At 40.5% G+C, this 13,892-nt stretch carries 13 protein-coding genes and 1 tRNA gene; 5 read left to right on the top strand and 9 right to left on the bottom strand.

From position 1 onward, the window contains the following. Positions 1-72: 72 nt before the first annotated feature. From RGB73_RS00355 to RGB73_RS00325, 7 genes are all read right to left on the bottom strand, one after another. Complete coding sequence (locus RGB73_RS00355; RefSeq protein ID WP_310767695.1) at positions 73-1,281, bottom strand: MFS transporter; 1,209 nt, start codon at positions 1,279-1,281, stop codon at positions 73-75. A 36-nt stretch (positions 1,282-1,317) separates the two neighbouring features. After that, positions 1,318-1,743 carry a MarR family winged helix-turn-helix transcriptional regulator gene (locus tag RGB73_RS00350; protein ID WP_310767693.1) on the bottom strand — a complete coding sequence of 142 codons (426 nt, stop codon included), beginning with the start codon at positions 1,741-1,743 and terminating at the stop codon, positions 1,318-1,320. A gap of 186 nt (positions 1,744-1,929) precedes the next feature. Continuing rightward, complete coding sequence (locus RGB73_RS00345; protein ID WP_310767690.1) at positions 1,930-2,136, bottom strand: hypothetical protein; 207 nt, start codon at positions 2,134-2,136, stop codon at positions 1,930-1,932. A 162-nt stretch (positions 2,137-2,298) separates the two neighbouring features. Continuing rightward, a tRNA-Arg gene (locus RGB73_RS00340) sits at positions 2,299-2,375 on the bottom strand. A 232-nt stretch (positions 2,376-2,607) separates the two neighbouring features. Further along, the gene (locus RGB73_RS00335) at positions 2,608-4,062 is read right to left on the bottom strand and encodes a P-loop ATPase, Sll1717 family (RefSeq protein ID WP_310767688.1); all 1,455 of its coding nucleotides are present in this window, start codon (positions 4,060-4,062) and stop codon (positions 2,608-2,610) included. Positions 4,063-4,133: 71 nt separating this feature from the next. Next, a complete protein-coding gene (locus RGB73_RS00330; RefSeq protein ID WP_310767686.1) occupies positions 4,134-4,901 on the bottom strand; it encodes a PD-(D/E)XK nuclease domain-containing protein in 768 nt (255 codons plus the stop codon). Between the two features lie 566 nt (positions 4,902-5,467). Further along, complete coding sequence (locus RGB73_RS00325; protein WP_310767684.1) at positions 5,468-5,953, bottom strand: hypothetical protein; 486 nt, start codon at positions 5,951-5,953, stop codon at positions 5,468-5,470. 198 nt (positions 5,954-6,151) lie between these two features. Between RGB73_RS00325 and RGB73_RS00320 the strand changes: the two genes are divergently transcribed. Beyond that, complete coding sequence (locus RGB73_RS00320; RefSeq protein ID WP_310767682.1) at positions 6,152-7,060, top strand: tyrosine-type recombinase/integrase; 909 nt, start codon at positions 6,152-6,154, stop codon at positions 7,058-7,060. Positions 7,061-7,211: 151 nt separating this feature from the next. Here RGB73_RS00320 and RGB73_RS00315 read toward each other — a convergent pair whose 3' ends face one another. After that, the gene (locus tag RGB73_RS00315) at positions 7,212-7,499 is read right to left on the bottom strand and encodes a hypothetical protein (RefSeq protein ID WP_310767680.1); all 288 of its coding nucleotides are present in this window, start codon (positions 7,497-7,499) and stop codon (positions 7,212-7,214) included. A gap of 60 nt (positions 7,500-7,559) precedes the next feature. Next, the gene (locus RGB73_RS00310; RefSeq protein ID WP_310767678.1) at positions 7,560-8,600 is read right to left on the bottom strand and encodes a hypothetical protein; all 1,041 of its coding nucleotides are present in this window, start codon (positions 8,598-8,600) and stop codon (positions 7,560-7,562) included. 171 nt (positions 8,601-8,771) lie between these two features. On the opposite strand from RGB73_RS00310, the gene istA reads away from it, so the two are divergent. The 4 genes from istA (at position 8,772) to RGB73_RS00290 (ending at position 13,876) form a co-directional block, all read left to right on the top strand. After that, positions 8,772-10,277, top strand: a complete 1,506-nt coding sequence (istA, locus tag RGB73_RS00305) for an IS21 family transposase (protein WP_024985199.1) — start codon at positions 8,772-8,774, stop codon at positions 10,275-10,277. Beyond that, positions 10,274-11,002: an IS21-like element helper ATPase IstB gene (istB, locus tag RGB73_RS00300; RefSeq protein WP_023555238.1), complete on the top strand. Its 729-nt coding sequence runs from the start codon at positions 10,274-10,276 to the stop codon at positions 11,000-11,002. The genes istA and istB overlap by 4 nt, the downstream gene beginning before the upstream one ends. Positions 11,003-12,072: 1,070 nt before the next feature. Continuing rightward, positions 12,073-12,951, top strand: a complete 879-nt coding sequence (locus RGB73_RS00295; RefSeq protein WP_310767677.1) for a DUF7487 domain-containing protein — start codon at positions 12,073-12,075, stop codon at positions 12,949-12,951. A gap of 331 nt (positions 12,952-13,282) precedes the next feature. After that, positions 13,283-13,876 carry a hypothetical protein gene (locus RGB73_RS00290; RefSeq protein ID WP_310767675.1) on the top strand — a complete coding sequence of 198 codons (594 nt, stop codon included), beginning with the start codon at positions 13,283-13,285 and terminating at the stop codon, positions 13,874-13,876. The last annotated feature ends 16 nt before the right edge of the window (positions 13,877-13,892 follow it).

Here is a 13,892-nt window from a genome sequence, read left to right as displayed (position 1 = left end):
TTGCATAGCGGCAGAGGCGCTTTTTTCATGCAAGCAAGGACCCCCTCTGTTGCGAAAGGGTCCTTGTTTTTATCATTCCGATAGCTGCAAGAGCTCTCTTTCCCGGCGTTGTTTCTTGTTTGCCGCGCGGTGATGCAAGCTGTAGTAAACGACTCCTGCGAAAGCTACGATCCAGGAAGAGATCATGTACATCCATCCAAGGTTCGTAGCCGCTGCGACGATCGCCAGCACGAACGACCCCACTCCCATTCCCAGATCGAACAGCAAGTAGTAAGTGCCGGTTGCAAGTCCTCTTCGTTCTGTCGGCGATGACTGGATGGCAATGGCCTGAAAACTCGGAAACACGCTTCCGTAGCCCAGACCGATGACGGCACTGGCCACCAGGAACAGGACGGGTCCAGTAGCCTGGCTCAGCAGGACGAGCCCGATGGCGTACAGGACGATGCTGGGATAAATCACGACGTGCTCGCCCAGCCGGTCAAACAGCTTCCCGGTAAAAGGGCGGGACAATACGATCATGATCGCGTAAATCACAAAAAAGTAGCTGGATACCCCAGCCGCTCCGATCTCCTTTGCATAGACGGGAATGAAAGAAAGAAGTCCGCTGTACGCGAATGACATGAGACAGGCAGTCAGCGAAATCGGCATGGCACCTGGCTCGATAAAGCTTTTCCAGGAGAAGGCTTGCGCTGGCTTTTTCCGGGCAGCGGTCTGCGCTTCCCGAACCTTGGTCCATCCTCCGCACCCGAAAGAGATGACGGCAAACACGGATATGAGCATACATAGTACGGAAAAGCTGTACGTATTCATAATCATCAGACCCAGAAAAGGACCAATGACCATCGCCAAATTCATGAACAGCGCGTAATAGCCGATTCCTTCCCCTTTGCGCTGCTCAGGTACGAGGTCGGTCGCGATGGCAGCCATGGCTGTCGTCGAAAAACCGAAACTGATCCCGTGCACAAAGCGAAGCGCCAACAGAAAAAAGAGACTGGCGACCCCCACATACGAAAAGGTAGATGCCATAAACAAGGCGGATGCCAAGAGGGCCACCTTTTTCTTGCCCAGCTCGTCCACCCATTTCCCCGCAATCGGCCGAACAATTACCGCTGCGATGATAAAAGACGTCAGTGCCAAGCCCACTTCCCGTTCGCCGCCTCGCAGCGTCTCCATTATGTAGATGGGCAAGGTTGCGACAAGCGCATAGTAGGTGATGAATAAAAACAAGCTACTCAGACAAATTTTAATGAAGTCCCTGGTCCAAAGGGGCTGTTTATGCAAATAAATCTCTCCTATCCACTCGGCGCCATGCTCTCTCTATTCCGCGCCTACATTCTCTCTGATTCTCGCGAGCAGCTGCTTCAAAAACTGGATCTCTTGCTCCGATATCCCCTTGAGGGCCATTTCATGCACACTTTCGTCGATTGGAATCAGCTGGTTGGTGATCGCTCTCCCCGCATCCGTCAAGCAGACGAGCGAAGACCGCTTATCTTCCGGGTTGGGCTTGCGGAGCAAATACCCTTTTCGTTCCAGCAAATCCGATATTCGCGTGACGTTGGCCTGGTCTTTTCCTACCCGCTTGCTCAATTCCTTCAGCGTGATGCCGTCCTCTTCCTCCAGCCGTTTCAATACCGACCATTGCTCCGGCGTAACATCCAGATGGCTGAACTGGCTCGTCAATAAACGTGTCAGGCTCCGGCCCGTGTTATTGATCAGAAACCCGATCGCATCATCAAGATTCAAAAGGATCCCTCTTCTCTCTCAGATTATTTGATATAACAAATATGTTACAACAAACGAAATCATATCATAGATGATTTCCCCAAATCAATCCTGTACGGAAAGTAACCCCTGGTGCTCAGGGGAACGCCGCTTGGGTTCGGCTCCGAGCACGGAGTCGTCCGGGAACCTGGGAAGACGCCCTCTCGCTCATTTCCTTCCGTTTCTCCAAAGCATGCAGAAATTCGCGATGGATGCCACAACAAGCAACCCCAAAAGGATGTTCGTCACGACCAATGTATGGGTCAAGGTTTGGATTGGCTGGGTAATCGAAGAAAAAACAACGGTCATCAGTTTGCCCGGGAGATCGTTGATCGCGGCAATAATGGATTCAATGGATTGCATATAGCCTTGCAAACAGCACTCCTCCTCCGATACTCGATCCTTGCACCTGTATGGTTTGAAAAAACCAGCCGCGTTAAACGCCCCCCCTGTGCTGAATCGATTATGACCGCGATTGCCGTCGGTTTCCTTTTTCGACGAAAAACAAAAAAACCGCGCAATCACGCGGTTTTTCGATGGCGTCCCCGAGAGGATTCGAACCTCCGACCTACAGTTTAGGAAACTGACGCTCTATCCTGCTGAGCTACGAGGACATTCAAAACCTTGATATATCTGCATATATTGGCTTTTAGCCTAGCCTACAGACTGTGGTTACTCCAACAGTCTAAAGTTTTTTATCACACAGTTTTAATATACATTATTCAATTCAATTTAAGAAGGATAAAAACAAAAAACACCAAACAAATGGTGTTTTGATACATTAATCTTTATGCTCTAACTGACTATAAAATCAACATGAAATTATTGTTACAAAGTTCATTCCTTTTACCAAAAAGAAAGTGCTTTGTATAACCCCTGATTAATTTGATATTTACTTGACTGTGAGCTGAATTCTTTCTTCACTATACTTTTCTCTCTATGATACCATTCTATGTGCGAATCATTCACATAGAATCCAACAATACCTAATTCATAAAAAAGCCTTAATATGTCTCCCCCAGTCAGTTCTAGACAATGTTTACTTTTTCCTATTTTCAGATAAAAGTCATTATAATTAAAGGTTTTTCCAAGCGAAGGAAAAATTACATCAAAAATCTCGTCAGCTTGTTCTTTCGTAATATGACCATGGAGTTCAGATTTAAATTCTTTTACTAGATATTTGGAGTAATTGTTTAATGCTTGCCATACTACGCTTTGTGGAATTTGTTTTACATCTTCATTACAAATTTCATGGCACTCTTGTAGAAATGAAATTACATCTCTAGGTTTATATGTTGTCATGTCTAATATAAAGTTCCACGTTCTCGTTTTCCATTCCTTACCATATACATGTGTCGTCAAGAGTCTTTTTACTAAATCCCCTTCAATTTCTTGAAAGCCCTTTTCGAGTAATGATGTTTTAATTCTTGTTGAAATTAAACCTGCTAATGGGTATGAGAATTTATCACTAGACGTATTTGTCCACTTTATCTCTACGGCGTTGTCATAGTACTTTTTATAAACATTTGAGCCACCAATCAAATCAAAAACATCATTTCTTAGTGATGCAATAATTTTAATTGGCAACTTTTTATTGATAAAATCTTGATTTAACCTTGATATCGACCACAAGAAGGAAAGAATTGCATCTGTGTAGTATTTTTCTTTTTTTATTTTTTCATCTAGGCCATCAATAATTAAAAAGTACTGTTTACTACTTTGAAGTTTATATTCACTTATTAACACATCTAATATTTCAACAATATCTTGGAGCAAATATACTTCATTTTTATATCCAAGTATTTCCTCAACAAAATCAAATGGTATTTCTATCCCTTCATTAAATCGTTTATTTAATAATTTCGATAGACTAACCCCCTTACGACCAAACAATTTTTGGAAAATAGTACGTAAATCAATCTGCTGATTATCCTCTGATAAAAGTATTTCAGAAAGATAAGAGTATAATATCCATTTCCAAGGAGTTGAATATTGCTCATACTCATCACGATTATCACTTTTAAACTCAGAGAATTGGATGTAGTCAAACTCTTCAAAGTTAATATATTTCGCTGTGTATTTTTCAGAAATACTGAGCTCAATAAATTTACTTACTGATGTTTTTCCAGTTCCTTTTTTTCCTAATATCAGAAACTTAATTGGATTTGATGTTATTTCACCTACAACATTATTTGCATCATAGAAGTTTTTTAAAAATTTTTCTTTATCTTCATTTATTTCTGTAGATGCATCGACTCTTCCAAAATATAATTGCTTTACTGGTAGAGGTAGTGTGAACATATAAGATTTCCATCCTTTAAAATAATATTCCAAAATTACGAATTTGCATTATGGGCTGTAAACTTTATATATCATTTTGGGAAAATGTATGTATACACATTCATCCCTTGCTCCGATTCTTTTGAGAGGTCATTTTCAAGCCCTTTAGGATTACCAATTCTACCCTCTGGGTCATAAACAAAGCATACTAACGTCTTGCAATTTGGATGTACTTCATAGGTTGCGGTATCTATTATCAACTGTTCCCCGACTTCTTTATCTGATAATTTATCCCTTGTTTTCTTCACTTCTACAACGATGCCTTCATTTTTTAGTAAGAAATCCATTCTTTTAGAACTCCCCGCATAACTTGGAGTCCATTCTTCTACTCTGATATCATCAAAGTAAATCTTCAATAGAGCATGCAGTAAATCTTGAACGTCGTATTCATCATTAACGTCTAACGTATCTCTTTTACTATGTCTTACTCTCAATTGTCTAGCAACAGAGTGGAATTTCACAAAGAGCAATTCTAAAATATTTAAGGGGTTCACTTCTTCAGAAGTTGGCTTAAGAATTGTTCGTACTCTTTTATAGAGTTTTGTGGCTTCATAAACAACTTCCCTATGTTTTGCTATTTCAGCCTGGGTAATACCTACACCCGAAGCGGCTTTCTTTCCTGAAGGTACGTATTCTATTAGTTTAAGTTCTTTGAACATCTCAAGCGAATGAAGATTATTCAAGATTTCATTGTATTCGGTAACATATTTTTCATATGCCACATACTGTTTGCTTCCGAAGTCTTCTTTACTAGATTCTATTAGAATTTCTATAGAATCTAAAATTTCAGTAAGTTCCATTTATATCTCCTTTATATTGATTTTTATCAATATGATTTTGACTTCCGACGTTATTATACAACAACCTGATTTGGAAACATATCCCTATCTATTTAACTTTATGATTACCACTCTTTTAAAGCCCTAACAACTCAATAAATTGCACATCTGTAACCTCTTTTCTTAGCCGCTTCAGATAATTTGTATCCAGTGTAAGCCTCTAATTTTTTCCTAATGTTCTCACGCTCTCGTTTGGAAACAAATGAAAGCACCTGTAACACCAAATCACTCACAAACGTGCCAAGTTATATCTGCTTTCATTTTTTAAGTGACTTGTTCTCATCCCTTTTTGTTCGATTATATTGTTTGATAAGTTACGGTTCTTAATGCAATTACAAACGTTGATGTCTTGTCTCCTCTCACACTATTAAGGGTGATTCCTTCACCGACAAAGTACGTGAGCGCTAATATTACAGACCAGAAGCTCCATCTACTCTGAAGTAGATTCCATAGCTTTTTATCATTACTCCCCCATTCTAGACTACCTGACTTTGTCATATAAAAAGAACATTCGTAATGAATGTTCTTTACATTAGTTTAAATGATGTTAAGTATTGTAGAATAGTAGCGCCAAATCCAAGGACTTGTATTAAAAAAACAGCAAATCGTAACCATTTTTGCTTTTTATTATGTACTTCAAACGAGACAAAGTTGATTATTTTCGCAATGCCCAAAACACTTCCATATAATCCAAAGAATAAAAAAAACAAAAGTATCCAGTTGACAATTACACCACCAAAATAGTGATAAATTATTGCCCAAAAAACCAAAAATGCGAAACCTAATCCAACATCATCAAAACCGATTGGCTTCTCACCTATCATTTTGTTAATTTCGATACTTAATCCAATTATCCCAAAAATCATTAACACTGTACCTACAGTATTTGTGACTATAACAATTCCTAAATATGATGGATTAAGAAATAAAAATAGCGCTGCTAATACCATAGAAATGGCAACAGCTATACCTCCTAGTGGCTCTTTCTTTTTCTCAACATTTTTTGAAGTCATCGCTGACCACCTCTCAAGTGTTCTAATCATACTAGTTATACGAAAAAACTTTTGGTTAGTTTCGATTGCAAATTTGTTCGTAGAATTAATATTCTGTGTTGAATATACCTCCGAATTATACTATATTATTCGTAGAACACTTTAAAATCAACAAATTAATTGTTCGTAGAATACCTTGAAATGTAGGAGGATTACTATATGGAACACCTCAATCAGTTTCTGAACTGGCTTCATGAAGAAGGCAAGGATGAAAAAACAATCAAAGCATATAGGACAACCATAAACCAATTCACTGATTGGTACATAGGCTCAACAGGACACAGCAACATAACAGAAATAAAACCGATAGATGTTAAAGAGTATCTTGGGTATATGAAACACAGACTGAATCGTAAGCAAGCGACCATAAACAAAAGTATAGCTTCACTAAGAACTTTCTTCTCTTATCTTGCTGAACAAGGACTTATTTCAGATAATCCCATGACTAGGATAAAGATTCAGAAGATACAAACCACAGATAAAGTTGGTGAAAAGGATACATCTAAATGGCTGACCAAAGAAGAACAAGAACGCTTCATCAGCTATGTAGAATTGGAGAAGAATGAATCTAAGCGCATTAGAAACCTCGCAATCATCGACATTATGCTCTATGCGGGTCTTAGGGTAGCAGAAATTGAGGAATTAAAACTAGATGATGTGAAGGTAAATGGAGATACTACTCTGACCATAAGGGAAGGGAAGCATGGAAAGTATGCTACTGTTGTTTTAATCAACAAATACAGTAAGAACTTGCGTCAATGGCTAAAATATCGCCAATCATTGACTGACGAAAAATATGTTGAATCCTCCTCCCTGTTTGTATCAGAAAGAAGCGGACAATTAGGGGTAAGGGGAATACAAGTCATGCTCGATAAATATGCTAAACTAGCAAACATGGATAATATCACACCTCACCGTTTTCGCCATTCATTTTGCAAGAACCTTGCTAACGCAGGTACACCAATCGAGGTTATTAGACGACTTGCAAGACATGAATCAATCCAAACCACTGCTATATACATTGACCCCAGCCAAGAAGAACAGCTTAAAGCATTGAATAAGATGTAACCCCCTAGCCATTAGGGGGTACTTTACAGGTTTCCAACCATCAAGGCTGATTGGAGCGGGGCGAACTCTCCCACTCACAAACCCCGTGAGCAGATTTTACGATACGAACCAATAACGCGATTGGACGTACTCTGACGGTTCATCGACTCCTTTAAACTACAAGTGTTTTTCTCCTGTGAAAGTGAACGTCAATGTCCACATTTCCTGTTGCCAAGTCGATGATAAATTCACCAAACAAAGGCAGCTCATCAGTGACACGCCATTGCTCATTCACGCAATCGTACCAACGCATCTTCTGATAGTTGAAGAATCCAGAGCCACCACCGCTCTGGAACTTATACGTTGACTTGTCTGTCTGCCCAAATACCACTTTCTGAACCATTTCTTCGCCACTGTGCTTTAATCCCCAAATACGAACCATTTCCTTTGCAAATATCATTTGAATCACTCCAATTAGTCAAATTAAAAAGCAACCCACTCTCCCTCGAATGGATTGCTTTTACTGGAACTCAAAAGGCAAGTCTTCCATGTCCATATCCTCAATGTCATCTACAGTGAAATTCGGAACACTTCTGATAATCTCACCTGTGTCTGTGTCTATGATATTGCCATCAATCTCACGCTCGTTCGCCCATCCAACCTCACGTTTATATCTCTCTTTGGAGATTTTAACTTGCTTTGGAATCACATTCATCTGCATCAAGTTCTTTGCGAACTGGTCATGTTCAAGGATGCCATAAGTGTTTGCTTTACACTTCTTATCCTTTGGCTTATCCAAGCAGTAAGGTTTGTGGTCATTCGTAATCATGTTGTATCGCTCCAAGTTGTTGATTTGATTCTTGATTTCATCAACCGATAAACCTGTCATTCTGGCCATTCTCATATTGGAACAGTCAAAAGCGTTGTTGAACTTGTCTGTCATAAATTTCAAAAAGGAATACAGATAGAATCCTTCAACACCCAACTCTGGATTCGTGATGCAGTAGATGAATGTATCCATATCAATCATGTGCGTGTTGTCGATGATGTGAAATGTGCCTGTTTCTAAGGTATATTTTCCTTTATCTTCTGGGTTTCTCCACATACCTTTAACTGGCATTGCTACTTTCCAACCTTTATGATTGACCTTATCTGGCGAACCACATTCGCTCTCCATTGAAAAGAAAAGGTCTATCCTATCTTCATCGTGATAATAAGCAATTGGCTTATCAGTAACCTTGTTAATGTAACCAATCTGTTCTAAGAATCCAGTTTTGTTTTTGGTCAACCAAGTGTATGCTTCCGATTTAGCAGGGAAACCCAACATCTGCTTAATGATTGCTTCGTTGATAGGTACAGAACCTTTTGCATTGTTCCAAGTGTAAAATCTTGCATATCTCCACATATAGTGCGCCAAGAAGGTGTATCCAAAAGCATATGCAATGTGTGATGACCTTGTACCATTATCTGTTTCCTCTTTCAATTCTGCAAATGCTCTTGTGAAATCAGAATAGATTTCATTAGGCATATGCACATAGTTTTGAAACTCATTAACATCCATCAATTCTCTCATTTCTTTCGCTGTTGTTTATGGCAGGATAAAAGTGCAGAGAATTGCGGCGGAAAACTGCAGAGTTCCACCGCAATTCTGAGGCCATGAAAAAGGCACTTGCCAACATCCCCCTACAAAATCTACCCTTGGATTTGGCGAAAATCTGAGGGAGTGAGAGGAATGTTGAAAGTGCCACAACAACAGTATATCCGATTTTTGCGAGAAGTCGAAGGGTGTTCGATTCAGGAAATTGCGGAACGTGTCCAGGTGAATTGGCGAACCGCCAAGAAATATGCGGATCGCGACGATTGGAATGAACCGGTATGCAAGCGAAAAGGCCGCCATCCGGTGTTGGGACCGTACTTAGAGATTATTGACACATGGCTGGAGGATGATGAGCGTCTTCCACGCAAGCAACGCCATACAGCCGTCCGCATGTTTCAGCGGTTACGGGATGAGTACGGCTTCCCTGGCGGGCAGCGAACGGTATCCGAATATGTCTCCAAACGGAAGAAAGCCATGGCAGCCGAACGAGCCGAACATTTTGAGCGTTTGGAGCATCCAGGTGGAGAAGCTCAGGCTGACTTCGGGACGGTGTACGTGGTCAAGTCGGGAGAACTGGTGGAGCGGAAAGTATTGACCCTGTCGTTTCCGTACAGCAATGCCGCCTTTGTGTTCCCGGTTCCGAAAGAAAACACGGAATGCTTTCTGGAGGCCTTAGGGCGGCTATTTCAGCAAATGGGAGGGGTTCCTCGCAAGATTTGGTTTGACAACTTGTCCGCTGCTGTTGTGTCCATCCAGCAAGGCGGAAAACGAGAGTGTACGGAAGCGTTTCGGCGTTTCTGCGCCCATTACCGCTTTGAGCCCCTGTTTTGCAATCCATACAGCGGCCATGAGAAAGGCCATGTGGAAAACAAAGTGGGGTATGGACGCCGGAACTGGTGTGTTCCGCCACCGGTTATCGATACGCCGGAACAACTGGAGACGTATTTGGCGGAAGCTGCCCGTGCGGATATGCAGCGCCCTCACTATGTGAAAAAGCAAACCATTGCCGAGTTGTGGGAGCAAGAAAAATGCAAGCTGCTGACGCTGCCGACGACACCGCTGGAGATTTTCCGGCTGGAGACGTGCCACCTGAACAAATACGCTGAGCTGTCGTTTGACGCGGCTCTCTTCCCGTTGCCGCAGTGTCGGGCCATGCAGCCGGTTTTGGTGAAAGTCAAGTGGGATGTGCTGGAGGTGTTAACGGCAGACGGGACATATACCCCGATTGTGACATTGCCTCGTCCCTATACGGAGAAAGTCATTTCAGTAGATTGGAAGGCGGTATTGAAGAGATATGAAAAACGCCCGCGGGCGGTGATGTATTCTTCCTTTACCAACATGATGCCTCAGGCGCTCCAAACGTTTTTGACGGTGGAAGACATGAATGCACGAAAAGCACGAATTCGCCTGCTCCATCGATTGCTCGACACCTATACGTTGGAGGAAATCGGGCAAGTACTGGGAGAATTGTCGCATCAGCAAGAGCATCTGGCTGTTGCCTTGGAGCATGCCCTTTACGCGATAAAACACCCTGTTTTCCGCCCGGAACCGTTTTCAGAGTCGCATACACCCCCTGCCCTTCACGGGCAGATACCCATGCTGGATGAGTACGACCGGATCCTGGGGGTGAGGGTGGAATGAGAGAAGAGCTGGCAAAGGTGTGCAAAACTTTGCATTTGGCGCATGTGATGGAAACCTATGAACAGGTGCCGTTTGAAGATCGGGAGAGCTTCTTGCTGGGAGTCTTGCGGATGGAGATTCAACGGCGGGAGGAGACAAAGCTGAAGCGACTGATAAAGAAAGCCGCGTTTCCCCAACTGAAGACACTGGAAGATTACGCTTTTGAGGCAGTCACCTTACCGGAAACATGTACAAAGGAGGGATTGATCGACCTACGTTTTTTGGAGCGCAAGGAAAATGTGCTGATGCTGGGAAAAGTGGGCACGGGGAAGACCCATCTGGCAACAGCGCTTGGCGTAGAGGCGTGCCGAAGGGGATATGCCGTTCGATTCTTCCGTGTTCCCGATCTGGTTGCGCTCTTGCAGGAAAAACACGCGAATGGGGCACTGATGCGGTTTCAAAAAGAACTGGCAGACTGTGAGTTGTTGATTTTGGACGAGGTTGGGTTTGTTCCCTTTCACCAAACGGGGGCTGAGCTGTTGTTTCATGTTATCTCGGCCTGCTATGAGAGAAACAGTGTGATTGTGACGTCGAATTTGGAGTTTGGGCAGTGGAATACGGTGTTTGGAGATACGCGATTGACGGCAGCCCTTGTGGATCGCCTCGTCCACCACGCCCATATTCTGGCGTTTACCGGAGAAAGCTACCGACTGCGCCATGCTCTATCCAGCATGAAGTCTTCCTAAATTCTTTTGTATTGATGTTGGCAGTGTTCTGCATAAATTGGCCGCCAAACTCTGCATTTTTGAGTTGCAAAATACAGCTGTAAAGAATGCTTGTCGTTTTCTCGCCATTTCGCCATCTCTCCTGTCTATTTATCCCATACGATTGATTATCCACTGGCAAAATCCTATCCCTTAAAACTATCAATACACTCTTGCATTCCTGGACTTCTCTGAAACAACCAAAACCTATTGCCGCTCTTCTCATGTAACGCAGAACAAATGTATCTAAATCCACTTTTCTTCAGATGTGCCATCATCTTGGGGGTGTAACAAAAGAAGTAATCTGTCTCCGCTCTCATATCTCAATCACTCCAACAGTTTTTTTGTGCAAAAAAAAGACCAGCACTCATTTGTGTTGGTCAAAGTAATTCATATTCGGTTTGGCAATTGCATTCCAAATTTACCTGCCATGTTACATGATAAAGGACTTAATTTTTTTACCCTTACATTTTACATAGTGTTTTTTCCATAACTTATTCCACTGTTTTAGATTCATCCGATTATTAGTTCGTTTTTGTAAAATTTTAAAATCCGTTCAACTCCTCCCTCATTTAACAATAAGTACATGTATAATGTAATAGAAAAACTCTTATTGAAACGTACTAACTATATTGTTATATAAGGGTGTAATAGAACGGATTTTACGAAACAGACAGCCTAAGACCCTTTACACGATTCTCCTTCTCGTGGCAAATGGGTTTACTGCTCCAAAAAGTGTTGCGATTTTATCCCTGTCAATCTCAGACCTAAACCAAAAAGCAAACGACCTAGGGAATTACGAAATCGCGTAAACCCTATGCAATCAACTTTCTCTCTTGATGCTGAAACTCACCACTATTTGGTACCCCATTATCTTCCAACTGTACAGACTTTTTTCGTTCAACATGAACCACCAGCACGTTCTTTGTTAATCACATAAAAATATCTGTAACAGGTGAATACTTTCTTTGGCATTTGGCAGAATAAATAATTTAAATTCACGAATTATCCTCCCATGTTTGGGAATTATATCCCTTCAAGGAGGTAGTGCCATGTTACTGGATGAAAGTATAAGTATCAGATGGACAAAAAGAAATAAAAAATGGTACATAAAAAAGGGATATATCTTCACTGAATATGGAGATGCTTTTGAAGCTAATATTAATGAATTAACAGATGGTTGTCGCGCTATTGTTCAAGTGTTATGTGACTATTGTGAAAAAAACGTGAGCCTAAAAGCATATGGAGATTATGCCACACAACATAAAAAGGCGAATTTGAATAAGGATTGTTGTTATGAATGCAGACCTCTGAAGATAAAGGAAAGTAATTTACTAAAATATGGAGTAGAAAGTACGAACCAAATTCAAGAAATCAGACAAAAGCAAAAGGATACCTGTATTAAAAGATATGGTGGAGAAAATTGTATGGTTAGCAGATTGATTAGAGAAAAAGTTCAACAGACAGTCTTGGAGCGGTATGGAACAAAAGCACCTGCTCAAAATAAAGAGATTAAAGAGAAAATAATGAAAACGAATTTAGAGAAATATGGACATGTTAGCCCTACCCTACACCCAAAGGTAAGAATGAAACAGATTAATACAACACTGAGAAAGTATAACGTCAAATATCCCATGCAAAACAAGGAAATATTAAACAAAGCTAAAGAAACATTAAGTATGAATGGGAATGGCCCCTGTTCCAGACAACAACTTCAAATTAAAAACGTAGTTGGTGGAAAAATCAATTATGCTGTTGGAAATTATTTGTTAGATGTTGCTTTTCCAGGTATCAAATTGTACATTGAATGCGATTTTGGAGGTCATTGGTTACAAGTCAAATTTGGAAGACTAACAATTGAAGAGTTTTCAAACAAAGCTAAAAGAAGATGGTATTATTTATATAAAAAGAGTGGAAAAGTATCACCATAATATCCAAGACTGACAAGCTACCTAGTGACAAAAAAATATTGGACATGTTTCGTTACGCCATAAAGCATCTTAACAATAATCACAGTTGGATTACTTTTGATATAGATAACTCGCTTGTAATTAGCAATGGTTTAGAGGATATATTTGAGTACGGTGATTTAAAAAGAATTTATTAGAACATTTAGAACACTCTCTCTAAATTCCTTTTAATGTAATCGTTTTATAAATAAAATCTCAATTCAATTGAGATTTTTTCATAAGTGCAGCCGATGGTATTTTTTATCTAGATTCTATAGTCAGATAAAACTCGCCTTGAATATGTGAAAATGAAATGGAGCTGACACTAGTGATTATTACATGTGATGCCTACTGTAATATGGGATATATCTATGTACAACCACCAAAAGAAAATTTGAAAAAACTTCTATGTGATAAAGACAATAAAATAAGCCAATATGTTGATGAACATTCATTACAGATACCTTTGGAAATAGAATCAGACAAAAGTAATTTCCTTGAAGGTATGAGTTTGTCCGAAAAAACCTACAAACAGGCTCTCGGAACTGAGATTGATGCGGAATATTGTAATGACTTGGATAAGGACGGGTATTTAATTGGCATTGAATTGAATCTAACAAAAGACAAACTCATCAACCTAGTAGTAAATCGAGCCTTTAAGATTTATAAAACAAAGTGGCAAGGGCTTTCCTTCTACATTTCTACATTTGATTATGAGAACAAAGTATTTGATTCAAACAATGTGATTTATCCCCTCTCGAAAAAGCGGGACGCTTTTCTTGTCATCGAAATCACAGGGCCATATAAAGTTGGATTAGTAAAAGCGTTGATTACAGCAAATGACGATGTGTACCCTATTGATTATTTATTAGACCCACAATTTATTTTGAGTGAATATACGCTATAGAACGAAAAAGAGCATT

This window comes from Brevibacillus brevis (assembly GCF_031583145.1).
GTDB lineage: Bacteria > Bacillota > Bacilli > Brevibacillales > Brevibacillaceae > Brevibacillus > Brevibacillus brevis_E.
This window is presented reverse-complemented; position numbering and strand designations above follow the sequence as displayed.